General features: G+C 35.7%; 26 protein-coding genes and 1 pseudogene. 5 read left to right on the top strand and 22 right to left on the bottom strand.

Translation table 11 applies throughout. From position 1 onward, the window contains the following. Window positions 1-330: 330 nt before the first annotated feature. The 5 genes from JR050_RS07685 to JR050_RS07705 form a co-directional block, all read right to left on the bottom strand. Complete coding sequence (locus tag JR050_RS07685; protein WP_204202935.1) at window positions 331-765, bottom strand: outer membrane protein assembly factor BamD; 435 nt, start codon at window positions 763-765, stop codon at window positions 331-333. 134 nt (window positions 766-899) lie between these two features. Continuing rightward, window positions 900-1,703 carry an alpha/beta fold hydrolase gene (locus JR050_RS07690; protein ID WP_204202936.1) on the bottom strand — a complete coding sequence of 268 codons (804 nt, stop codon included), beginning with the start codon at window positions 1,701-1,703 and terminating at the stop codon, window positions 900-902. A gap of 83 nt (window positions 1,704-1,786) precedes the next feature. Then, the gene (locus JR050_RS07695) at window positions 1,787-2,371 is read right to left on the bottom strand and encodes an HD domain-containing protein (protein WP_204202937.1); all 585 of its coding nucleotides are present in this window, start codon (window positions 2,369-2,371) and stop codon (window positions 1,787-1,789) included. A gap of 108 nt (window positions 2,372-2,479) precedes the next feature. Beyond that, complete coding sequence (locus tag JR050_RS07700) at window positions 2,480-3,454, bottom strand: YbgA family protein (protein ID WP_204202938.1); 975 nt, start codon at window positions 3,452-3,454, stop codon at window positions 2,480-2,482. Between the two features lie 45 nt (window positions 3,455-3,499). Continuing rightward, entirely contained in the window at window positions 3,500-3,727 is a 228-nt protein-coding gene (locus tag JR050_RS07705; protein ID WP_204202939.1) for a hypothetical protein, read from the bottom strand. A gap of 322 nt (window positions 3,728-4,049) precedes the next feature. On the opposite strand from JR050_RS07705, the gene JR050_RS07710 reads away from it, so the two are divergent. Together JR050_RS07710 and JR050_RS07715 are read left to right on the top strand one after the other, a co-directional pair. Continuing rightward, the gene (locus tag JR050_RS07710; RefSeq protein ID WP_204202940.1) at window positions 4,050-4,229 is read left to right on the top strand and encodes a DUF5370 family protein; all 180 of its coding nucleotides are present in this window, start codon (window positions 4,050-4,052) and stop codon (window positions 4,227-4,229) included. Between the two features lie 64 nt (window positions 4,230-4,293). Next, entirely contained in the window at window positions 4,294-4,971 is a 678-nt protein-coding gene (locus JR050_RS07715) for a GNAT family N-acetyltransferase (protein ID WP_204202941.1), read from the top strand. A 599-nt stretch (window positions 4,972-5,570) separates the two neighbouring features. Here JR050_RS07715 and JR050_RS07720 read toward each other — a convergent pair. The 6 genes and pseudogenes from JR050_RS07720 to JR050_RS07745 form a co-directional block, all read right to left on the bottom strand. Next, window positions 5,571-6,611: an EAL domain-containing protein gene (locus tag JR050_RS07720; protein WP_204202942.1), complete on the bottom strand. Its 1,041-nt coding sequence runs from the start codon at window positions 6,609-6,611 to the stop codon at window positions 5,571-5,573. Between the two features lie 108 nt (window positions 6,612-6,719). Beyond that, window positions 6,720-7,496 (bottom strand): C40 family peptidase, encoded by a 777-nt coding sequence (locus JR050_RS07725; protein WP_239454194.1) that lies wholly within the window; start codon window positions 7,494-7,496, stop codon window positions 6,720-6,722. A 512-nt stretch (window positions 7,497-8,008) separates the two neighbouring features. Continuing rightward, window positions 8,009-8,767: a glucose 1-dehydrogenase gene (locus JR050_RS07730; protein WP_204202943.1), complete on the bottom strand. Its 759-nt coding sequence runs from the start codon at window positions 8,765-8,767 to the stop codon at window positions 8,009-8,011. Window positions 8,768-8,771: 4 nt separating this feature from the next. Then, window positions 8,772-10,207: pseudogene (locus tag JR050_RS07735) on the bottom strand (glycoside hydrolase family 32 protein). Between the two features lie 322 nt (window positions 10,208-10,529). After that, a complete protein-coding gene (locus tag JR050_RS07740) occupies window positions 10,530-11,336 on the bottom strand; it encodes an ABC-2 transporter permease (RefSeq protein WP_204202944.1) in 807 nt (268 codons plus the stop codon). Next, window positions 11,333-12,220, bottom strand: coding sequence for an ABC transporter ATP-binding protein (locus JR050_RS07745; protein WP_204202945.1), 888 nt, complete (start codon window positions 12,218-12,220; stop codon window positions 11,333-11,335). The genes JR050_RS07740 and JR050_RS07745 overlap by 4 nt, the downstream gene beginning before the upstream one ends. 148 nt (window positions 12,221-12,368) lie before the next feature. On the opposite strand from JR050_RS07745, the gene JR050_RS07750 reads away from it, so the two are divergent. Both JR050_RS07750 and mgtE read left to right on the top strand, forming a co-directional pair. Then, window positions 12,369-12,956 (top strand): TetR/AcrR family transcriptional regulator, encoded by a 588-nt coding sequence (locus tag JR050_RS07750; protein WP_204202946.1) that lies wholly within the window; start codon window positions 12,369-12,371, stop codon window positions 12,954-12,956. A gap of 52 nt (window positions 12,957-13,008) precedes the next feature. Then, on the top strand, window positions 13,009-14,370 hold the full coding sequence (mgtE, locus tag JR050_RS07755; RefSeq protein ID WP_204202947.1) for a magnesium transporter: 1,362 nt from the start codon (window positions 13,009-13,011) through the stop codon (window positions 14,368-14,370). A gap of 95 nt (window positions 14,371-14,465) precedes the next feature. On the opposite strand, the gene JR050_RS07760 is transcribed toward mgtE, so the two are convergent. The 11 genes from JR050_RS07760 to JR050_RS07810 all read right to left on the bottom strand — a co-directional run bounded on the left by JR050_RS07760 (window position 14,466) and on the right by JR050_RS07810 (window position 24,498). Beyond that, complete coding sequence (locus tag JR050_RS07760) at window positions 14,466-15,065, bottom strand: cell wall hydrolase (protein ID WP_204202948.1); 600 nt, start codon at window positions 15,063-15,065, stop codon at window positions 14,466-14,468. 165 nt (window positions 15,066-15,230) lie between these two features. Beyond that, on the bottom strand, window positions 15,231-15,770 hold the full coding sequence (locus tag JR050_RS07765; protein WP_204202949.1) for a P-loop NTPase family protein: 540 nt from the start codon (window positions 15,768-15,770) through the stop codon (window positions 15,231-15,233). Beyond that, a complete protein-coding gene (locus JR050_RS07770) occupies window positions 15,757-16,236 on the bottom strand; it encodes a GNAT family N-acetyltransferase (protein ID WP_204202950.1) in 480 nt (159 codons plus the stop codon). The genes JR050_RS07765 and JR050_RS07770 overlap by 14 nt, the downstream gene beginning before the upstream one ends. Window positions 16,237-17,008: 772 nt before the next feature. Then, window positions 17,009-18,298: an ABC transporter permease gene (locus tag JR050_RS07775; RefSeq protein WP_204202951.1), complete on the bottom strand. Its 1,290-nt coding sequence runs from the start codon at window positions 18,296-18,298 to the stop codon at window positions 17,009-17,011. Continuing rightward, on the bottom strand, window positions 18,288-18,986 hold the full coding sequence (locus tag JR050_RS07780; protein ID WP_204202952.1) for an ABC transporter ATP-binding protein: 699 nt from the start codon (window positions 18,984-18,986) through the stop codon (window positions 18,288-18,290). Before JR050_RS07780 ends, JR050_RS07775 begins: the two co-directional genes overlap by 11 nt. Window positions 18,987-18,995: 9 nt before the next feature. Continuing rightward, window positions 18,996-19,991: an ABC-2 transporter permease gene (locus JR050_RS07785; protein WP_204202953.1), complete on the bottom strand. Its 996-nt coding sequence runs from the start codon at window positions 19,989-19,991 to the stop codon at window positions 18,996-18,998. Continuing rightward, window positions 19,985-20,863, bottom strand: a complete 879-nt coding sequence (locus JR050_RS07790; protein ID WP_204202954.1) for an ABC transporter ATP-binding protein — start codon at window positions 20,861-20,863, stop codon at window positions 19,985-19,987. Before JR050_RS07790 ends, JR050_RS07785 begins: the two co-directional genes overlap by 7 nt. Continuing rightward, window positions 20,863-21,246: a GntR family transcriptional regulator gene (locus tag JR050_RS07795; RefSeq protein ID WP_204202955.1), complete on the bottom strand. Its 384-nt coding sequence runs from the start codon at window positions 21,244-21,246 to the stop codon at window positions 20,863-20,865. The genes JR050_RS07790 and JR050_RS07795 overlap by 1 nt, the downstream gene beginning before the upstream one ends. A 204-nt stretch (window positions 21,247-21,450) precedes the next feature. Further along, window positions 21,451-22,701 carry a S8 family peptidase gene (locus JR050_RS07800; protein WP_204202956.1) on the bottom strand — a complete coding sequence of 417 codons (1,251 nt, stop codon included), beginning with the start codon at window positions 22,699-22,701 and terminating at the stop codon, window positions 21,451-21,453. A gap of 65 nt (window positions 22,702-22,766) precedes the next feature. Then, complete coding sequence (locus JR050_RS07805) at window positions 22,767-24,020, bottom strand: S8 family peptidase (protein ID WP_204202957.1); 1,254 nt, start codon at window positions 24,018-24,020, stop codon at window positions 22,767-22,769. A gap of 283 nt (window positions 24,021-24,303) precedes the next feature. Beyond that, entirely contained in the window at window positions 24,304-24,498 is a 195-nt protein-coding gene (locus tag JR050_RS07810) for an abortive phage infection protein (protein WP_204202958.1), read from the bottom strand. 135 nt (window positions 24,499-24,633) lie between these two features. On the opposite strand from JR050_RS07810, the gene JR050_RS07815 reads away from it, so the two are divergent. Then, window positions 24,634-24,834 carry an alpha/beta-type small acid-soluble spore protein gene (locus tag JR050_RS07815; protein ID WP_204202959.1) on the top strand — a complete coding sequence of 67 codons (201 nt, stop codon included), beginning with the start codon at window positions 24,634-24,636 and terminating at the stop codon, window positions 24,832-24,834. Window position 24,835: the final 1 nt, after the last annotated feature.

A 24,835-nucleotide genomic window follows, 5' to 3' on the forward strand; every position in this document is an offset into this window, starting at 1 on the left:
CTGTTTTCGCATACTTTGTTGCTATTTTTACAAAAAAGAATTTATTTTAGGTCGGGTTGATTTCCGCTTCAGGTACACGCTTTCCGCGGGGAGGAAGCTGATGGTTATTTTCACTATCGTGAAAAAACCTACCTCCTCTGCTTCGCCTGCGGGGTCTCACGATTCCCTCTATCTCCCGCAGGAGTCGAGTGCCTTCCGCTCCAATCAACTCAATGTTTTAACAGATCTATCCAAATAGCAACAATCTTTACGAAAAGAGCCTAAATAAAAAATTCAACATAGCGAAAAAAGAAAAAGACATCGAATAGTTTCAATGTCTTTACTCTATCCTTATTCTACTTTATCAATTAACCACTCTTCACCTTTTGTTTTCAGTGATAGCTTTTGTGTAATTTCACCCTCAGTAGGTTCATTTTTTCCGTCAGCTTTCTTTTCTACTAATTTTTTCGTTATGACTAACTCGATGACAGTGACTGTATCACTTTCTTCTGAAACAGTAGCACTCACCTTTTCAACCTCATAGTCATATTGCTTGAAGTCGTTATCATAATAACCTCTTAGTTCAATATGTTGTCCAGAAAATGGATGTATTGTCTTTAACAATTTATCGAGATCTTCGTTATTTAATGCTTCAACATACAGGTCAACTACGCCTTCAGCAGTAGCAGTTGATTCCGCTTCCCCGGCAGTTTCATTACCTCCACAACCAACTAATGAAATTAACGTAATTGCAACCAAACTAAAAAATAAACTAAACTTTTTCATTGCTTCCCCCCTGTAATATTTTCTGAAAATTTAAAAACATACTAAACCTAGTATAACAACGAAGATTGACTGTTTCAATATTCAGATAAAATAAAAAATCACAGCGATAAACTGTGATTTTTTAATCGTTCGTTTTACTTAGTCGGAAACGTCACATTTAAGAACTCTTCAATCGTAGCAATAACTTCCTCTTGTGCTTCCAACATTCCCATATGTCCTGCATCTTTAATTGTTTTTGTCCTAATGAATGGAGTGGATTGAGAAAATACTTTCTCACTTGGAATGATTTGATCATCCTCTCCTGCTATTAATAAGATAGGCACTTTTGAATTCTTTAACACTTCGTTACGATCCATTCGGTCTCTCATTGCCTTAAGAGCACCTTTAGCCCCTGTAACACTTGTATTCATTCCAATTTCACGTACATGTTCAACTTCATCTTCTAATGTTTTTACATGCTTCGGTGCAAATAATTTAGGAATAAGCGCGTTAATTAAAGGTTCTATTCCATTCTCACAAATTAATTCTATGTTTTTATTTCTTCCTTCCTTTGCCTCTTCACTGTCTGGAAAAGCCGTTGAATGAAGCAGTGAGTATCCATTTAACATATCAGGATACTGCTCAGCAAAGGCTAGTGTTACGTAGCCTCCTAATGAATGGCCAACCATTGTCACCTTCTCAAGTTCTAACTGTTTTAAAAGTTGATATACATCACTAGCCATATCTTCGATTGTGTAAGGATCACATACGGCACTTGATTTACCGTGACCTCTCAAAGAAGGAGCAATTACTCGATAATGTTCACTTAGCTCGGGGATGATTTTTTCAAAGTAACCAGCACTACCACAAAAGCCATGAATTAGGACAACTGTATCTCCGCTTCCTTCATCTATGTACGAGATTGTTAAATCATTTATTTTCATCCTATGTCTATGCATATTCCTCTCCCTTTCAGTCGAGTCTATTATGTTCTATGTACAAATTTCCCTTTTTCCTTTAGTTCTAAACTAGTTTTTTTTACTTATATTCCTAAGTAACCTAATTCAACAGATTCGTCGACTAGTTTACATACATATTCCCAGAGTTCTTCTGATGCTTCTTTAATACAAGCATTACGTTTTAGTACCTGATCTTTTGTAATGCCATGTGGCCTCCAGCTGCTCCCTTTTGAATAAAAGTTTTGCAACAGGGGTTGCATTCGGTCAAGAGCAGATGCATATTTCGCTTCATTAGATTCTTGTTCCTCAAATTCACTCCACAATTCGATCATACGGTCCTTCTGAGATTCCGGTAATAAACCAAAAATCCTATCTGCTGCCTCTTGCTCTCGTTCTTCCTTATCAAGATAACCTATTTCATCGTAAGCAAAGGTATCGCCTGCATCAATCTCCACAATATCATGGATAAGAAGCATCTGTATAACCTTTAATAAATCTATATTTTCCTCAGCATATTCAATTAGAATTACGGCCATTAATGATATATGCCATGTGTGCTCTGCATCATTTTCATTTCGCGTTCCATCCATCAAGAAGCTTCTTCTATATACTTGCTTTAATTTATCTACTTCTCTTAAAAAATCAATTTTTTGCTGTAGTTCTCTCAATCTTGCTCCCCCTTATACACTTCTAAATCTACCATACTCCAACATTTTTAATTGTCAATCAAAATTTCACATGAAAAAAGCCTCCAACTTAAAGAGAGGAATCTCTCTTTAGCTATAGGCTCTTCCTTTTCCTGAATCACTTATTTCTATTAATTCTTCTGGGTATGGTTCAAAATATGACTGACTTAGTAAGTATTCATTTTCAAAACGAATGACCCAAGATTTTAAAATACTTGTAACACTACTAAGTGGAACCTTTTGTTCTCGGTATTTTTCTAGCATTGATTGAAAAAAATCCTTTTCCTTTTGGCTTAGCTCTTTTTTGAAATAACCCATAATATGCTGACAAACATTTATGTTGGAAGCATCTCTTGGCTTTCTAGCGAATAATCGGAACAATTGTCCTTCATATAGCGTAAATACCTCATTTATTTCCTTATGGTCATGGTTAGCAACAATCCGTCCAAGTTCCTTTTGTGCCGTTTGATTATATCCCATAAATAAATATTTATTTTTCGAATGAAATTGAAGTAATGATTGAATTGTTGGTTTATTTTCCTTTATGTTGCGAAAATTTGCATATGTAAAAAGCTTCGTAAAAAAGTGCTCTCGAATGGAGAAGTTTTGTAGTCTCCCTTCATCTTCAATTGCAAGAGAAGGATACCTATCAATTATCGATTGAGCGAATAGTCCACTTGTCTTTCCGATCACCGGTGCTTTTTCTATTCCACTATATACCTTTACATCCTTCATTCCACATGTCGGAGATTTCCCCTTCATGATGAAACCATCAATTTCTTGGATATTATCTAAAAACCGATTTGAAAACTCATACATATCTTGAGTTAAATCCTTTTGAGTTGAAGGTTGTTTTAATTTTGTTATTCCATCCTCTTCTACAATTCTAATTGTTTCTCTCGGTGTTCCAAGGCCGATTCCAACCTCGGGGCAAACAGGGATAAATTTAACATGGGCTTGTAGACGCTTGACAACTGGATCATGAATGACATCACCATTATATCGGCATTTATCAAATTCTAGGCATTTACTAACGACAACAACAGGTTTAACGAATTCCGGCATGATTGTCCCTCATTTTTCGAGGCTCCTCTATCGTTTGCCTCCTATTTAATCTTGTTTAAACATATCTTGGAACTTTTTTAATTCTGGGTCTTCCTTCGGTGTAAAATTCCAGGAATTCCTCATTTGATTAGGGTTCTTTGGGTCCATGTCAATGGCAACTCCCATTGCCTCACCCCCAGTTGCTGTACTATCATTTATAATACTTTCCTGCTCTCCATCTGGATGAAACTGATGTTTATGTTTATTTTCTCTTGAATCTCTTCCATTCGTCAATTTTGAACACTCCTTTTTCACCTTTAGAATTTCTAATTTATGTTTTCCATTTAGAAATAAACTATGTAAAAATGAGGAAGTCATTGAAGGCTATACAAACAAAGACAAAAAAAAGCAATCCATTACTGATACACCAGTACAGATTGCAAAAAAAGAAGTTATGAATGAGATAACCTTGACTGGGAATAAGGAATCAAGTATCTCTCACTATATATATCGGTACAAATATCATTTTGTTTACTGATTGTATAAGTAAAATTCAGGAAGTTACTCTGAATATATAAACTGTGTTAGTAAAAAATAGAGAAAAAGGAGTGAAGAAATGGGAGCGATTGAACAAGATGGTTATATTTTTGAAACAGAGTATAGTGTAATGCTTCAAAAAGGAGCAATCCACGTTTCAAGAAATGGAGAATTTATTAAAGAAATTGACTTTACCTTTATAGGGAAACAACCTGATCCTAGACAAATTGAAGAACTAATTGAAGATTTCTTTGCTTAGTTGTTACACATCCTTTCCTTCTTTACTATAATAATGGAAAATAGAAGTTAAAGGGGAGGAAGCAATGTCTAAATACTACAAAGAGCTATACGTGTTTGATAAACATTCACCGAAGAAAGCTATAATTCGAAACTACACAAGCAAGGATTTTGATGCTCTAATTCATGTTCAAAAGGAAAGCTTTCCACCTCCATTTCCTAGTGAATTGTGGTGGAATAAGGACCAACTTTCTAATCATGTGAATTTATTTCCAGAGGGTGCCTTATGTGTAGAAATCGACGGTATCATTTGTGGTTCGATAACAGGGTTACAAATTGACTATAAACAAGGTGATTTACATACGTGGGACGAGGTAACAAGTTCAGGATATATTTCCAACCATCAAACCGATGGGAACGCTCTCTACATTGTTGATATCTGTGTGATGCCTCTTCTTCGTAAATACGGTCTTGGAAAATGGCTCATGCAATCCATGTATGAAACAGTTGTGAACTTAAAGTTGGACCTATTGCTCGGTGGTGGTAGATTGCCAGGATATCACAAGTTTTCTAATGAGATGAACATTGATACATATGTACAAAAAATATTATCAGGAGAAATTTATGATCCTGTCATCACATTTTTATTAAAATGTGGACGTACTCCTGTTGGGGTTATTCCAAATTATTTAGAAGATGACGAATCGCACCATTATGGACTACTAATGGAGTGGGAAAATCCATTTAAAGAGGCTGGGACATAACTAAATAAATCAGCCTCAAAGGCGAATACTATCTAAATTATTCTACCTATTAGATATTATACTTTTTTCGTACCCTTTGTTATTTATTAATCAGTTAAGTGGAAGAAATAGTTCGTTCCATTGCGCTGCAGACACTCGCCGGATACCGCGGGAAGGAAGCTGATGGTTATTTTCACTATCGTGAAAAAACCTACCTCCTCAGCTACGCCTGCGGGGTCTCAGCCTTTCCTCTACTTCCCGCAGGAGTCGAGTGTCTTCCGCTCCATTCCACTAGTTTAGAACAAAAGGCTCAGGGCGCCCCGTTTTGCCTCAGGCACAGCAAATGTACCGGAGAGAAGAATAGGGTGCATTTTCCCTTTTCTTCTCTCCGGGTTATTTGACCTCGAGTGGCTGGGCGCTGGAGCTGGATTAATAATACACATATATGTAAGATACACCCAAAAATTTTATACTATTTTTACTGTAAAAATAGTATGCGAAATCAAACCACTCTATTGAAAGCAACAAATAAAGACCCGAACTATTAGGTGAAAGAAATTGCCTAATAGTTCGGGTTTATCATTGGCTGAAATACTTATGCCCCAGCCTCTTCTTATGTTTTATAAAGGTTTTGGACCAGGTTTACCAATATAATATCCTTGAGCTAAATCCATTCCAATAGCTTTACAAAATTCTAATTCTTCCTTACGTTCAATACCTTCAGCTAACGTTTGAATATTAAACTCCTTTGCCACTTCAACAATGCGTTGTAGTTCTACTTGTTTTTCTTCTGACTGATCACAGTAGGATATCATAGCGCGATCAATTTTCGCATAGTCAGGCAATAATTCCTTTAATACTTCTACCGTGGCATATCCAGCTCCAACATCATCTAGTGCTACTTTCATCCCTTCTTTTTTATAAGCTTGGAAGATAGACTGTAAATGTGTGATATCTTTAATCTTTTCTGTTTCTACTACTTCAAATACTAAATCAGCAGGATTCACCTTATATTTCTCAATATTTTCAAATGTACTTTTCAAGCAGTGTCTCGGATTATAAATGGATGAAGGTAAAAAATTTATGAAACGCAACTTCCCATTTGATAGATTTTCCGCACTATATTGAATGGCCTGTTTTCTTGCATTCGCATCTAATAATGCTTGAAGTCCAGTTTTTTGTGCGAAGGAAAACAGTTCAAACGGCTTAAATGGATATTGTTCATGTGACGAACGCAATAAAAATTCATAGGCAATAACTCTTTCATCATTTAGAGAAATAATTGGTTGAATATGATTAGTAAAATACGAATTTTTTATCACTTCTACTAAACTAGGATTCTTAACTCTTTCAAGTAATTCACGAAAAGAAAGGAGATGATAAAAAGGATTTTCTTCACCTGGTTTTTCATGTATTGATGCGTATAAATCAGCATCGATATCTAATTTCTCTTCAAGTACATGTTGAATGAGTTCAAGAGTTGAGTATAACTGTTGAAAAGATATAAACTGAAATGTAAAAGAGGTAGATTGCTGCTTAGTAAGTTGTTGAAGCTTTGCTTCGCTTACAATGATATTTATTATCTCTGGATATTTTGATAGCACTGTTACATAGCCTTGTTGTAGAAAATCTTGTAATGGTTGGCATTGTGAGCAGGACACACGCATCATTCTCCTTATAGTCAATTAAAAAATATCGATATGAATATCATATCGATATTTAGCAACTTTTCAAGTTTTAATAGACTATTAGAAAAGATTCCCTCAATCCTACATATCAATAATAAACTGATAGTTTGGATGCTTATAAATTAAGTCAAAATCTTGTGAATGACTTAGTACAGTATACAAATCTTCTGGCGCAAACCATAAATGATCGTTTTCCATCGTAATGTTCGCACCGAAATGATAGCTTAACCAAACGAGTTTTGAACAATAAATGTACGTCCATTCATCCTCAAGTGGTGTTTTTAAAGAGAAATAAAAGTACGGCCAGTCGATGCCCTTTTCTCGATTCGCCTTAAATATTTGTAAATATCTTTCTGCGTAGCTTGCAGCTTTCTTTCCAAGTTCAGCATTTTTCGGTCTAAAATGAGCGTGAATTGGATGAAATTCGGTTAACTGCTTAATCGGAACTTTTCGTACAATTGGTTCTGTAATTACGGCTTCAATAATATTCTCGTTATCTACGACAATTGCTGAATGCCCCATGTATCCATAAGGTAGACCATTCACATTATCACAAGCTACTAAAACATCTCCTGGTTGATAATTCTGACTTACTTCTACCTTTCGATAATCCTTCCTATTGCTTAATATATGCTTATAGTTAAAGGCATGAGTGCCTTCTTCACTCGTCTTATATCCAACTAATAATACAGAAGACGTTTCTCCCGTTTTCGATAACGGAATAGAAACTTTCTTATCAATAGAAAACACTCCTAAATATTGTCCATTTAATAAAATTTCAACAAAAGGGAACAGAGTGGTGCTATTATTCGTAATTACTAACTTCTCGTCCTCTTGATGAAAACTCAATTCTTCCATGAAAACACCTCCCATAGAAAGGATATTCAGGAGGAGCTGGATGGGTGTGTATTTTACAATTCTCGAAAATAAAAAAAGAGGCTGGGATATAACTAACTAAATCATCCTCAAAGACGAATAATATCTAAATTATTCTAACCATTAAATATAATGTTCTTTTCGTATACTTTGGTATTATTAAATCAGTTAAGCTGGAAGAATAAGTTCGTTCCTTTGCGCTGCAGACACTCGCCGGATACCGCGGGGAGGAAGCTGATGGTTATTTTCACTATCGTGAAAAAACCTACCTCCTCGCCTACGCCTGCGGGGTCTCAGCCTTTCCTCTACTTCCCGCAGGAGTCGAGTGTCTTCCGCTCCATTTCACTAGTTTTTATAAATATTATGCAAAATCAAACAAATCTAAAGCAACAAATAAAGAACCGATCTATTAAGTGAAAGATTCATTAGTATATCGCCTAATAGTTTAGGTTTATCATTGGCTAAAATATTTATGTCCCAGCCTCTTTAAGATTTTACTCCTCATACATCATTTTCCGAGTCATTCCTCCGTCTATGACAAGGTTCGTTCCGTTCACAAAGTTGTTTTTCTCTTGTGCCAAATATAAACATGCATTTGCGATATCTTCTGGCTTTCCTACGCGCTTAGAAAGATGTTGTTCATGGTCAATTTCTCGAAGTAATTCATATTCACCTGTTTCAATCCATCCTGGACTAATGGAGTTTACGGTAATTTTGTATTCTGCGAATGATGCAGCTAAAGCATGAGTAAGTGCGACAATGCCTCCTTTTGTAGCTGCATAAGCTTCAGAATGTTTTTCTGACATAAAAGCTCTTGTGGATGCCAGGTTAATAATTGAACCAGTTACGTGGTGCTCTTTCATTACCCTTGCAGCTTCTCTGGAAGCAAAGAAGACACTTTTTAAATTTGTGTTCATAACATCATCCCAATCGTTTTCATTTAGGATGAAAGGGTCTTCCCATTTTGACACACCAGCATTGTTAATTAACACATGTATCGTGCCGAAAGTTTTTTCGCTTATCTCCATTAATAATTTAATTTCATCAACTTTCCTAACGTCACATTTTATGAAGATACACTCGTATCCTCCTTCTTTCAATTCTGTAAAAGTTCGCAATCCTGCTTTCTCATTTATATCAGCTATGACTACTTTCGCGCCTTCTTTAGCAAATGACTGAACTATGCCTTTCCCAATTCCGGATGACCCGCCCGTAACAACTACTACTTTGTTCAAAAATGATTGATTATCCATTATCCTACTCCCAAATATTTTTTAATTCCCATACCCGCAATGAATCTACATCTATGGATTGTTTGTTAAGTTTTACGTATGCTCCCGTACTACTGCTCTTAGGATAAATACGGTTTGTTATCACTTTTTCTCCATGATTAATAAATAATTCAATTGAAGAACGATCAACAAAGATATGTAAATGAAGTTTATGATTAATTAAAGTAACAGGTGCACGTGAAACTCCTGTTAAACCTTGTCCTGCTTTTTGCAAATCAACTGTTACCTCATTACGTTTGTATGTAATAACTGTTTCCTCTGATTTGTCATCAGATACACAAAGCCCAAGAGAAAAGTTCGCTTCTTCATCTTTTATCTTCACTTCCAGAATCATTTCAAACGATTGACTATTTACCCCTGATATAACATATTTGAATGATATGCACGAATGGTATATTCGTTTTTTCGTAACATTTCTAGTTCTTTCACTGGTTGAATTCGTAATGTCCCATTTTCAGATAGTGTGAGTTCTCTCGGTAACGTCATCGCTCCTGCCCAGCCGTTTTTCTGCGACGGCATGGTCGTTTCCCACATATCCATCCAGCCAATTAATATTCTACGTCCTGATTCGTCTTCGAATGTTTGTGGTGCATAAAAATGAAATCCATAATCTAATAGATGCTCAGCCTCTTTCGTATACTTGCCCGTTTCATAACTCAAATCACCGACTAAATAACGATTTTGCCATCCATCCTTCATCGGAGATAAAACAAGAATGTATTTTTCTTGAAGCTTGAAAAGATCTGGACATTCCCACATATATCCTAATGAACCATCACTTTCAGCAAGAACACCACGATACTCCCATTTTATTAAATCAGCAGATTGATAAAGAAGCGCTTTTCCTACTTCATCCTTGCCCGTCCCCACAACCATGTACCATAATTCGTCGTGCTTCCATACCTTTGGATCACGAAAATCTTCACTTCCTTCTGGTGGAGGAGATGAGATAACCGGATTATGCTCATATTTTAAAAAATGAATCCCATCTTCACTTGTCGCGATACATTGTACTTCTTTCGGAAAGTTTTGCTCTTCATGACCTGTATAAATTAACGTTAGTGTACCGTTATTATCTACTGCGCTTCCAGAAAAGCAACCTCCCGTGTCATAATGTTCACTTGGAGCAAGGGCTATCGGAAGGTGCTTCCAATGAACCAAATCAGAGCTCACTACATGACCCCAATGCATTGGGCCCCATTTCGAATCATACGGATAATGCTGGTAAAAAACATGATAATCTCCATTAAACTGAATAAGCCCATTCGGATCATTCATCCAACCTCTTGGTGTCATAATATGATAAGCTAATCGATGACTATCATTTATAACGGTTTTTAATGGTTGTTCTACATACTCAGATGCTTTTTTTACTAGTTCTTGATGATTAATTGTTGTCATTTCATTTTCCCTTTCATCTAAAAAATGATAATTTCTAGCATATTAAAAATTGATGTGAAAGATAATATACTGTTTAATAATAATAATAATAAAGGAGGTATTTTTATTATTACCATCAAACTATCAAACCTCTCAGATGAGACAATTTATCACATGTACTTATCTGTTCTCCGTCATCCTCATATTAAAGGTCTTCAAGAATTAAAATATATGTTACTAAAAGAGCTATTAAAAAGAAATAAAGAAGATTTATTGAAGGATATTGGTTAACGTTTCTAATCAAAAAAGCTAGTTGCTCTATTTAAGCGACTAGCTTTTTAAATTACAACGGAAGATCTCGATTTCTAAAAATAATGATAGAAAAACTGTAAAATATTGCACCTATTAAGAACAACATTAGAGAGATACCTAGTATTTCCTGATTCCCAGTCGCAATTTCCTGTGGCTCAAACAACGAGAAAATACTTAAATTACGTAACCAGTCAATATCTTCACTCATTTTACCCACTAGATTAAAAATGAAAAATAATAGCGTTATTCCTGCAGAAATACCAAGTGCCTTTTTCTCATCAGATACGATACATGTGATGAGAAAACTATAACTGCTGACTGCAAAGAATAAAAGAAAACCGACTACATTTAACTTTAGAAAATGACTACTATTTATCGAAACATCCTCGATAATAAAACGCGTTCCGGAAATTCCAGATAAATAAGTGAGCAAAGCGATCAAGAACAAACCCGAAACTAAAACAACCATTTGCGTAATGATTACTTGACTTCTAGTCACTCCAGTTGCGAGTAAGTAAGCCATAGAGCCATGATCGTTAAGTCTCGCTACCAGCGCCGTTGAGACTAAGACTACATACACTAAACAAATGATAATATATAATAATCCATAGTATTCTCCTGCAATGAATGCTTCAATACTTCCGAATCCTTGTGATAGACCAAAAGCACTCATCATTTCAGGTGGCATAGATTTAAGTAATTCATCCATTGCTTGCGAGTCTGCAATTGTTGGATAAAGCCATATAATTAGCCATAAATATAAGAAACTCGTTACTGCTATTCCTCCAATAATCTTTCCGTTTGTTTTGTACATTGCTTTTAATAAATGTAGGTTCATCTCACAATCCCCTTTCGATCGTAATAATGCATGAACAACTCTTCTAAATCTTGTGTACGAACCGAAAGATTGGTTACATTTACGTTGGATAATACCTGAATAAACGGATTGGGATCTCCTGTAACAGCAATTGTTAAAGTAAGATCATGTTCTGAAATAATCATCTCTTTTAATGGCAATAATTTCTCTCGATCTTCTAACGTTTGCACCTGTACATCGAATACTTTTCTTTGTTTTCCTTGTACTGTCTTACTGTCTTCAATCGCAACAATGCTGCCATCTTTTATGATTCCTATCACATCACATGTTCTTTCTATCTCTTGAAAGCTATGTGAGCTCATTAAGATCGTTTTCCCTTTTTTCTTCTCTTCTAAAATTAGTTCAATAAACACCCTTTGCATTAAAGGGTCAAGCCCACTTGTTGGTTCATCCAATATTAATACCTCAGGATTATGCATAAACGCTGTTACGATGGCAACCTTTTGCTTCATTCCTTTTGACATTTTTCTAATCGGTGTTTTCGGATCAAACTGAAAACGTTCAATGAGCTCATTACGGAATGATCGCTCTTTAGTTCCTCTCATTCCTTCCATCAATACGATGAAATCATATCCTGTCATACCTTCTAAAAAGGCAATCTCACCTGGAAGGTATCCTACAGCTTTTAGTATTTTACCAGATTCTTTCCAAACATTTAATTCATTTATGAAAGCTTTACCTTTTGTTGGCTTACTAAAGCCTAATAGCTGTCTAATAGTTGTTGATTTACCTGCTCCGTTTGGACCTAAATACCCAAATACCTCTCCCTTGTTCACTTCGAACGAGACATCAAATATCCCTTTTCCATTCGGAAATACCTTCGTTAAGTTATTTATTTTAATCATTTGGCATTCCCCTTCTTATAAAAATGAAATTTTTAATACTAAATATTTCACTTTCATTATATTACCTTCCCAATATAAGTCAATGGAAAATTAACTTTTTTATTGGTAATATTTCAGTTTTCTGCTATTGTTTTTATGGGTGATTAACTTGAGTAATATAGAAAAGCTAAAAGATCGAAAAAGAAAAAGCATAATGACTGCAGCATTCTCGCTATTCTCTGAATATGGTATTAAAAAAGTGAAAATCGCTGATATTGCAAAAAAGGCGAATGTCTCACAAGTTACAATTTATAATCATTTCGAAAGTAAAGAACACCTTCTACGTGAAGTAATTACCGATTATACAATTGAAAAGTATGAACAATATAAAGTGTTATTGTTAAATGAGGATATTTCCTATGAGACAAGAATCGAACAGTATATTTTAGACAAAATAAACAGTGCTAGAGAGCTTAATTCGGAAGTAATTGAAGCTGCTCTTTTAAGAGATAAGGAACTTCAAGATTTCCTTCAACATTTTTCACATACGAAGGCACTTCCATTATTTGTTCAATTTGTGAAGGAAGGTCAACAAACTGGTCATATTAATCCTGATTTATCAATGGAGGTTATATTATTTTATCTACAGCTTTTAAATAAGGAATCATCTACCCTTGCAAAAATGATGCAACAAAGTGGACATTCTGTAAGTAAAGATATTTTGCAGATGTTTTTCTATGGATTAATAGGGAAGTAATACTTTAAGACTTGGGCTATATTTTACAGAAAACTTGAGAGGAGGTCCAAGAGTGATTGCAAATCTCACAGAAAATCAAATTGCTCTAAAAGTTATAAAAGCACTTAAGGAAGGCAAAAAGAAAGAATTGCTAGCAATTTTTGATGAATTACAGCCTTACGATTTAGCAATGCTTTATACGTTATTACCTGAAAAACATCGTTATCGATTTCTACTATATTTGAGCACAGAACAAATAGCCGATATGGTTGAAGAGTTAGAAGATAAGGACATTCAATTAGAAATTTTAAATAAACTAGGTATTGAAAAAACTGGTAAAGTTATGGATGAAATGGATAACGATGACCTTGCCTCCCTATTAGAAGATTTATCTCCTGATGTACAGGAAGGCTACTTATCAAGCATGAATCAAGCAGAGTCTGAAGCAGTACAGCAATTAATGAGCTATGAGCCTGAAACTGCCGGAAGACTTATGACAAATCGATTCGTATGGATACGTGATTATTTTACCGTGAGAGAAACCGTCGATAAACTCAAAACATTTGCTGAGTTGTCAGAGACGATTAATTATTTATATGTAATTGATTCTGCGAAAAAACTAGTGGGTGTAGTTTCTTATCGTGACATTTTACTTGCTGATATTGACTCAAAAGTATCAGACATTATGTATGAAAGAGTGATTGCTGTTCCTGTTGATATGGACCAGGAGGAAGTTGCAACTTTTATTGAGAGATATGATTTCTTAGCTATTCCAGTCGTGGATCACGACAATGTACTAAGAGGAATTATAACAATTGATGATATTATTGACGTTGTTATTCAAGAGGCAAATGAGGATATTGAAAAACTATCTGCAACTGGTAAATCGATTGATTTTGAAACAAAAGCATGGGTTGCCGCCTATCGAAGATTACCTTGGCTTATTTTATTATTATTTATCGGAATTATTTCCGGAGGAATTATAAGTGAATTTGAAGACACACTAAATAAGGTGGTAGCACTTGCATTTTTCATGCCAATGATAGCTGGTATGACTGGGAATACCGGAACACAATCCCTTGCTGTCGTAGTTAGAGGTCTGGTGACACGCGATGTTTCTAAAGCGTTAGTTTGGAAGTTAGTTATGCGTGAATTTGGCGTAGGAATGATTATCGGAATTATATGTAGTATTCTTATTACGTTAATTGCATACGTTTGGCAAGATGATTTAATTCTTGGAATCGTCGTTGGAAGTTCCTTGTTTTTTACTTTGATTATCGGAACACTGGCTGGAACGATCATTCCATTGATTTTATATAAGTTGAAAGTTGACCCTGCGGTTGCTTCTGGTCCACTTATCACAACCATTAATGATATTTTCTCAATGCTAACGTACTTTGGAATTGCGACTGTTTTTATTCATCGTTTAATGTAATGGCACTTTGCGTAACCATTGTTGCTATTATTTAAAATTGGGACATCTTTAGTGGAGAATACTACAAGATAAAAAGGAGTGGCGAGCCACTCCTTTTATTTTGCAAATACATGATTCCCGATTTTTATAGTAGTTGGGCGAGTTAGGATCCAAGTACTTTGAGCAGTTTTTGGATTATAGAAGTACAAAGATTGTCCACCTTTTCCACGATACATCAATGCTTCCTGAACAGCACGTTTTGACTCAGCATCAGCTGCTATACTAATCGTCCCATTTTGTACTGGAGAAAATGCATAATGACCAGTTGCTGACCGTTCTGTAATTACACCTGCAACAGTATTAGGAAACAATGTGCTATCCACACGATTAAGCACAACTGTCGCAACAGCTACTTTCCCTGCATAAGATTCTCCCTTAGCCTCTGCATATACTAATCTAGCAAGTAAATCTCTTTCATAACTAGTTGGAATATGCGGAACGGTAATTCTCTCACCTGCATATAAAGTAAAATTGTATCTATTATTAATTCGTTGAATAGCTGAGATTGGTACTCCGTAATGATTACTAATTTTATAGAATGTTTCTCCACTTTTTACTGTATGTTTAAATGATGCTGCATCTGCTATTTGTGTTTGGAATGTAAATAATGTAGCAGTTAGTGTTGAAGCAATGGCTAGTTTTTTCATCCATTTCATGTTAAAACCTCCTAGTTTTTCGCTCACCTATTAAACTATCAGTTTGCAAAGAGGTTTTCATTAACCAAAACTTCCCACTAGATTTTTTTCTTTTTACAATCCCATCATACCAACGGTCGACAAAGTTTGTGGTAAACATATCCAAATGATGTTTTTCTATATAAACTATTCAACTTTTTTGCTTAAATGGTGTAAATTCAAGTTAAAAAAATTCTCTAATTGTTGGTTATTACTCAAAATTATAAGTTTATGATTATATTGATTTAACTGTCGTATAATAGTTTGGTATTCTTTTTCAAATTGACGATTCCACTTAAACATTTTGAAAAACATTTTAATAGTAGGTTTATAATGTGATGTTTCTTTTCCTAGCATTTGTCTTGTGAAGCGTTTAATGATTCTTACGTCTCTAATCAAGAGATGTATATTTAGTAGTATAATGACATCTGCTTTTTCAAAGCTTTCATTGACCCATTCCTCATTGTGTACCCCTTCGACAATCCACTGTTCTTGTTGAATAATAAATTTCATAATCGCATTTCTTTCTTCTTCTGTATGACGAACATCACCATTTATTGTTCTTTTCCATACAACATTATCTAATTCATAATATGGAATTTTTAACATTATGGATAGTTGTTTAGCTAACGTTGTTTTACCACTAGCAACTGAACCGAGAATTCGGATTCTGTTATAGACGAGCACTAGAAAACCACTTCTCCTTATTCAGTTGCAATATAACTTCTAATTCTTCAAGAAGTTCACCAGTCTGGACAAAACCAATAGATTCATAAAACTTAATGGCAGAAACGTTTGAAGGTTCAGTGGATAGGCGAATACACGAACAGTCATCATTGCTAAATAAATTTTCGATAATGATATTCATTGCAAGCTTACCGTAACCTTTGCCTTGGTAACGTTCATCTATCATTAATCTTGGTATCCAATATTTATTTTTATCCTCAAGAGTTTGATCATAATCTGTCATAACAAAACCGATGACTTCTTCGCCTAAGTAAATCGCATAGGGTGTAAAGCATGGATTCACTTTTGATTCAGCTATGGAATAAACATTTGAAGCAATATGATTCTTTTGACTTTCTGCTAGTTTAAGATTTATGACTGGGATAAAATTATGTACTGTTACTTCATTAATTGTTAGATGTTGCAATGTAACCCCTCCCCTAATAACAGTACTATTCTCTACTTTATAGTAATCTCCTTTTTCATTAGCTCTGCTTAACAATACTAGTTTTCCTTTTAGGAGGTTAGTGAGTTGTCTCTGCATGATATGTTTGCGCACCACTAAAATCAACTATTTTTTAACTATTTAAGACAGACTTATCATAAAAGAAGAGGCTGGGATATAACTAAATAAATCATCCTCAAAGGCGAATAATTTCTGAATTATTCTACCCATTAAATATAATGCTTTTTCGTATACTTTGGTATTATTTAATCAGTTAAGCTGGAAGAACAAGTTCGTTTCATTGCGCTGCAGACACTCACTTTCCGCGGGGAGGAAGCTGAGCCTCCTCGCCTACGCCTGCGGGGTCTCAGCCTTTCCTCTAGTTCCCGCAGGAGTCGAGTGTCTTTCGCTCCATTTCACTAGTTTAGAACAAAAGGCGGAAGCGCCCCGTTTTGCCTCAGGCACAGCAAATGTTCCGGAGAGAAGAAAAGGGTGCACTTTCCCTTTTCTTCTCTCCGGGTTATTTGACCTCGAGGGGCTGGGCGCTGGAGCTAGATTAATAATACACATATATGTAAGATACCCTCGATAATTTTATACTTTCTTATACTGTAAAGATAAATATTATGCAAAATCAAACAAATCTAAAGCACCAAATAAAAGCCCGAACTAGTAGGTGAAAGATTCATTAAAAATCGCCTAATAGTTCGGGTTTATCCTTGATTGAAATATTTATGTCCCAACCTCTTGTATCTTATAATTCTCTCCGTAACGCTGATAACACATTAATACTTGTGGCTTTCATTGCAGGTCTTAATCCCGAAACAATCGCAACTCCTATACTAATTGAAGCAGCAATCACTACAAGGGAAACAGGTATATACGAAAATGTAAAATCCATCGAACCATCTGATTCGGTTGTGGAGTTGATAATGATTGGTATAACTTTGTTTGCTAACATACTGATAGCATAAGAGATCGCTACTCCAATTGCAGAACCCATGATTCCGATGTAGGCACTTTCCATTAAGAACAATCGTTTAATAATATTCGGCTGTGCCCCAACGGCTTTCATTATTCCGATTTCTTGTGTCCGTTCGGTTACAGCCATTGTCATGGTATTAAAAATACCAATAGAGGCAATTAATACAGCTACGGTACCTACAAAGATCAATCCAGCTTTTAATGCTGTGAAGAACATGTTCATTTGTTCAAGTTCTTCAGTCACTGAATAGACTAAATAACCTTTGCTCTTTAATTCTTCCGTTACAATTTGAACGGATTGCATATCTTTTGCGTATGCTTTTACTTCATTATAAAGAGGCATGTCGAAATCTTTTGGAATACTACCTGGTGGAATTAATTCATCTCTTAGTGATTCACCTACGTAAACATTTGAATCTACTATCCAATCACGAGATGGTTCTTTTTTTATACCTACTATTTTAAAGGCAAAATCCTTTGAAACCTTTTCGCCGTCTGTTTCAGTTGTTAACGTAAAGGAAATCTCTTTATTTAGTAGCTCCCCTGTATATCCTCTTGTTTCACCTTCTTGAGCTTCCGTTGATAGTTCCTTTTCAGTTAATAACTGACTAGCAAAATGATACCCAATGACGATTTCATTTTCTTTTTCAGGAAGTCTCCCTTTGTCTAACGTCATTCCGGCTTTTATTTCTTCTTCCATATTTGTAATAACGGCCATTACGTCGCCTTTTCGATCATCTAACTTTGCTTCTAACTGCCCCATGGAGGTGATTCTTGTTACAACTGCTTTAACTCCACCGATCTTTTTAATGTCTTCTACGTCTTCTTTCGAAACTGCTTTGTATCCATCTTTACTTTCAGATCCATTCACTTGAACTTCAGTTAAGATTTGCTGCTTCTTAATTTCTTCTGTCACACTCTTATGAATGCCAAAACCCACGGATGCCAGCATGATTAAGAAGGCACACCCCATCGTTGTCGCAAGAATGGTCATAAAAACTCTCAGTCTATTTTTCTTCATATTTCTTCGTACTAGTTTCACTTGGTCATTAAACTTCAAGGTATACACCTTCTTTCACTAATAGTCCATCTTTTAACATGAATTTGCGATGACTAAAGGCTGCTACTTCATCATCGTGTGTAATGATAAAGAAGGTAATATTGTTCTCGATATTAAGCTCTTTAATAAGCATGAGAATCTCTTGCTCAGTTTCAGTATCAAGACTACCGGTTGGTTCATCAGCTAATATAATACTCGGCTCAGTAATAAGAGCTCTTGCAATACTAACACGTTGCTGTTGACCACCTGATAGCTCATTTGGATAATGATTCATATGCTCATTTAGACCAACTCGTTTTAATAGTTTCTTAACCTTTTCACTTCGTTCTCCTTCAGACAGTCCTTTTAATATAAGAGGGAGTTCCACATTTTCGAAGGTTGTGAGACTTGGAATGAGTTGAAAATTTTGAAAGATAAATCCAAGATTATCTAAACGAAACTTTGCCCATTCCTTTTCATTGAATGAGGTAACATTTGTTCCTTTAATAGAAATTTCACCTGAAAGTGGTGGAATATATCCTGATAATAAATGTAGTAATGTCGATTTCCCCGAACCACTCCTACCGACCACTGACACAATTTCTCCTTGTTGTACGGATAATGATATATCCTTTAATACTGAGATTTCCTTTTGTTCACCTTTTTTCCCTACAAAAAAGGAGTGAAATAACTGGTTAACTTCAATCATAATGCCCTCCTAAGCCTGCTTTGTTTTTTTGAAAATCGTAAATTTCGTTATTAATAATCCTATTACAGCACCAATAACCGCTCCTATTAAATATCCGCCGAACGAATGATTAGATGAGAAGAATACAAATCCACTAAATCCTAGAACAGCAACAATGATGACTAAAAGTTGGACAGGACGATTCAGCTGTTTTAACAGAAAGAAGTTTCCCTTTCTCTCATATGGCTGTTTGACGAAAGCTAAATACCCAATAATGAAAAACAAAATCATATACAACGCAGGAACCCATAAAGATACGAAATCCATATTTATTGGACCGAAGGCAATTCCACCGTAAAAGATATAAAATATCGGAGAATAACTCACAACCTGTTCCATAATTCTTTCTAAGTAAAAGCTATCGGTTCTAAAAAGCCTCTCATTTAGCACCCCGATGTTCATTGCAACTACAAATGTAAGGAGTACTGGTAAAATTGCAACACTGAAGGCAGTCAAGCCTTGTGCAAATACGTTCCCTGTTAAACTGCCAGCTGCTATCGTTAATGCATATGCCATTAAAACTACTATTGATAGATAACCAAAGAATGGATGAAAAAATACTGAGTGCGCATTTGAAAACAGTAATATCATTCCGGTTAATGAGTACGAAAGGATAATTCCACTAAGAAGAGTTAGGATACCCACTACAGCCTTGCTTACGAACATTTCTCCTCTTGAATAAGGTAGTGTTAAATAATAATCAAAGTTTCCTTTTGCTCGTTCTCCTCCAATTTGGCTAATTGCAATTGTAACCGCAAACGCAACCGTAACTAAAAGATAAAAACTAACTCTTCCATCAAATGATGCTATGAAATTAATACTTTTATAAACATCTGTTTGTGTTTGCCAACTTTTGTAATCCATGAATAGGTTAATTGGTAAATAAAAACAAATAAACAGGAAACTTACGATTAACGGCCATTTTTGTTGCTGCCACTCAATTTGTAATAACCCTTTTCTTACCATCTACGTCTACCTCCAAACTTCGCAATAAACACTTCTTCAAGGTTTACAGGTACTTCATTCCAAACTTTTGGGTTTAATGATTTAAGCCATATTCTTGCTTCTAGATTTTCTTTATCCAGTAAGAGAGTACAAAAAACTCCTGAATAATCTAGTATCGGTATACTCTTTTCTCGAATAATTAACGATACATCCTCATCAAAAACTAGCTGTACTTTCACAAATTGCTCTTTTAATTCATCTAAGTCTGTGACTTGTGAAATTCGATGATCTTCTAAGAATGCGATTCGATTACAAATACGTTCAATATCCTCTAAACGATGGGATGTAATAATGAGAGTCGTTTCACGAGATGCAACCTCGTCTACCATTAATTCCAATATATCGTACCGTGTTACAGCATCTATTCCGTCTGTCGGTTCATCAAGCAAAATCACTTCAGGTCTTGATGCAAACGCAATTATCAAGGAAAATTGCTTTTTCTGTCCAGTTGAAAGCTCTCTATATTTTTTATCTTCAGGTAATTTGTAGCGATTCATTAATTCATTTGCATACGTGACATCAAATTTTGGATAATTAACTCTCAATACCCCAACTAGCTCTTTATAGGTGAACTTATCGAAAAATTGATTACGAACTGGCATGAATTGAATGTTTTGCTTCAAACTTGGATTCTGCAATAGAGATTGTTCATTGTATAGAAGCTGTCCTTCATCAGGAGTAAGTACACCCATTATTAAGCGAAGTAAGGTTGTTTTCCCGGATCCATTTCGACCTAATAAACCGAATATCTCACCTTTTTGAAATTCTAGTGAAATGTTTGAAAGAATTGAATTACCGTCAACCTTCTTTGACACATTTTGAATGGTAAGCATTATCTCTTCCCTCCAATCTCTTTCTCTATTTCTTTAATCCAGTTTTGGATATCATCAATTTTTATTCCGGCATAATACGCATCCACAACAATCGATTTCAGCTGTTCCTTTAACATTTCAACCTTCTCCTCATTCATTTTGATCTGAACAGTTTCCGTAACGAACGTTCCCCTACCTCTTAACGTTTCAATTACTCCTTCTCGTTCAAGTTCTTTATATGCCTTACTGACTGTGTTTGGATTTGCGACAATCATAGAGGATAGTTCACGAACAGAAGGCACCTTTTCTCCAGGCTTTAAAATCCCTTTTAAACATAGCTCCTTCATTTGTTTAATAATTTGTTCATATATAGGACTGGAATTACGAGGATCAATTTGTATCACTACAATCCTCCTTTCAAATTAGTGAATTACGTGTATTATATAATGTAGTACACCTAATACATTAATAGCGATCCTTTACAAAGTCAAGTAAAGAAAATTCGACAAGTGCCTGGCACGCTGTCGAAAAAAAAAGATCCTACTGGAAAAATACCAGTAGGATTCATACGGGAGGAATATTTTTAAATAAATTACTACCAAAGTAAGTTACTTCACTTTAGGGAAACCAAAGCCTGATGCAATGTCATCTCCTTCAGCAGCATGCTGACCACCTTTTATGTCATTTAGCTTAGCTCGATTTTGAAGTTCTAAACGTAGCTGATGGTTTGATAGATTTGGGTTCTCAGCCCAGATTTTTGCAGCAAGTCCTGAAATATGTGGAGTTGCCATTGATGTTCCACTAATTGTGTTGTATGATCCATCATTCCACGTTGATAAAATTTCGCCACCTGGGGCAGCTAATTCCACATCAGCCTCAGTAATCACATAGTCACCATCTGTAGTCGGATTTCCACGTGAAGAGAAGTCAGATACACGATAAGTTCCATTTTCTTGGACATTATCTAACGAAGCTACTGCAACAGCTTCCGCAACTCCACCGGGATAACCGATTGTATTCTCATCAGGACCACTATTTCCTGCTGCTGCTACAACAAGTACTCCATTATCATTCGCATACTTTACAGCGTCTGCAATGAGATCATCTTTTCCATCAGAACCTAAAGACATTGAAATAATTAAAGGAACTCCTAATCTTTTTGATTCATCAGTTGCATGTCGGATTGCTCCGGCTATATCATCCGAGAATCCGAAGCCTAAATCTCCAAGCACTTTATAAGACCATAATGTTGCTTCCGGTGCCACTCCGTAAATTCCTGTTCCGGAATCACCACCATCCGCTAATACAGTTCCTGCTACATGAGTTCCATGACCATTTATATCATTACATGAATTATTTACTAGAGAAAAAAGTAAATTTGAGAAGTCTTTGCATTGCTGCACACGATTTTCTAAATCAGCATGAGTTTTCATTGTACCTGTGTCTAGTACTGCAACGACCACTCCACTACCTCCAGATGTTTTTGTAATCGTTTGATCATTGTAAATGGCTTCAATTCCCCATGGAGTTGAATCAGTTGGCACAGCTTGTGCCTTCGACCCACCTAGAAGCTCAACAGATACCTTTTCTACTTTTTTAATGGATAAGTTCTTATTCTTCTTTAATGCTTCATATTGTTTTTGGTTGACCATTGTTGTAAATCCATCTTCTTGAAAATCCCACCTTACTCCATATTTACCTTTCACTTCATTTTTCAATTTTGAATTGGGAGTTTGGATGATAACACGAAGTTGATCATGACCTGTCGTTTCTATTGTTGCAGCTGTCGCACCAGAAGCAAACATTGGGACAAATAGACTTGCTGATAATAGTAATGTACTTATTAACCTCTTTTTCATAATATTCTCCTTTTCTAATTGAAATAATAGAAAAGGGTCAATCGGAATTGACCCTTCAAAAGTACTTATTGGTTTACAGTTGGGAAACCGAATCCAGAAGCATAGTCATCTCCTGTTGCTGATCCAGAACCACCTAGGATATCATTATTCTTCGCACGTGTTTGAAGTTCAGCACGTAATTGTGCTGCAGTCATACTAGGATTTGCAGCCCAAATTTTCGCAGCTAAGCCTGAAACGTGTGGAGTAGCCATAGACGTACCACTGATAGTGTTATAACCACCATCGTACCAAGTAGACTCAACTGCACGACCAGGTGCAGAAACTTCAACATCAAGTTCTTGGATTACATAATCACCATCAGTGTTTGGATTTCCACGAGAAGAGAAATCAGCAACACGATATGTTCCGTTTTCTTGAACATCTTCTAAAGCAGCAACTGCTACTGCATCAACAAGTGCACCTGGGTAGCCAATTGTGTTAGCATTTGGCCCACTGTTTCCAGCTGCCGCAACAACTAAGACATCTTTGTTGTATGCATATGTTACAGCATCAGCAATTAAAGACGATTTAGTACTAGATCCAAGAGACATTGAAATAATAACCTCTTCCCCTAAACGTGTTGCTTCATCTGCAGCATGTTGAATAGCGGCAGCAATATCATCTGAATATCCTGATCCACGGTCACTTAATACTTTGTATGCCCATAATTTAGCCTCTGGAGCTACACCGTAAACACCTTGACCATCAGACCCACCATTAGCAAGTACTGTACCAGCTACGTGAGTACCGTGACCATTACCATCATTACAAGAATTATTAACTAAAGGAGATTTTCGTTGAGTAAAATCCTTACATTGCTCTAAATTACTTACATAGTCAACGTGATTAATTGCCCCTGTATCAAGTACTGCAACCTTTACACCGCTACCTCCAGAAGTAGCTGCAATTGTTTCATTTTCATAAATTGCTTCAATCCCCCAAGGAGTTTGATCATTTGGTACAGCTGTTCTAGTAGATGTTGATCCACCTGGTTTTGCATCAAGAGAAACTTCCTCTACAAGTTCAACTGTTAGATTTTTATTCTTTTGTAGTGCTTGATACTGCTTTTCTGTTACTTCAGTTGAGAATCCGTTTTCTTTGAAGTCCCAGCGTACACCGTAATCTGCTTTAGCATTCTTCTTCACATTTTCATTGGTAGAGCTAATTAATACGCGAAGCTTATCCGATTTGTCCTCAGATGCTCCAACACTTGTAGAGTACATGGGTGCGATTAGAACTGCGGCCATTACCAAACTTCCTACTGTCTTATACCACTTCATCTACAAACCCTCTCCCTTTTACTAATTTTTTCTACTATGTACTAGCAGAATGAAGTTCTGATTCAGCTGTTATCAGAATCTTCTATATTATCTTAACATGAGATTGTAAAGGTTTTGTATTGGGAAAATAGGTGATTTTTATCGGTTTAATTCCCCTATTTCACCCTGCACTTGCCCAATGGTAAATGATTCCTAACTATGTGAAAAATTGGGTGTTCCCTTTTTTTGAACAAAAAAAATAAGCTTAGCAAAATGCTGAGCCTAATATCCTACAATTAAGTTATTAACTTCTAGCCTCATCAACGTATGTATAGACCACAACTCCACCATGGCCTGCAATGCCTCTAAAATGCTTAAAGTCTTCTTGATTTACAAGCACTTCGCGAAACGAAAGAAAACTTTCTTTTTCAACGAAATACTCTTCAATCTCTTTGTTTCGCAACTTGTCCAAGATATGTTCAACCTGACTTTTTTCCATTCCGTTCAACTCCTTCACTTACATTTTAATGCTTCTGTATTTTTGTGCAACAAAAAAATTTATCATTTTTTGAATAAAAGATAATGGTTGTACAAAACATATACATGAAGCAACGATGAAGGGAGGGAAAATCACATGGCAAACAACAATAATTCAAATCAATTACTTGTATCTGGTGTCGAGCAAGCTATTGATCAAATGAAATATGAAATTGCTAACGAATTTGGTGTAGACCTTGGAGCTGACACTACTTCACGTGCTAACGGTTCTGTAGGGGGAGAAATTACAAAGCGCCTAGTTCAAATGGCAGAGCGACAACTTGGCAACATTCGATAAT

The organism is Bacillus suaedaesalsae (assembly GCF_016890225.1).
In the GTDB taxonomy this organism is placed as follows: domain Bacteria; phylum Bacillota; class Bacilli; order Bacillales; family SA4; genus Bacillus_BS; species Bacillus_BS suaedaesalsae.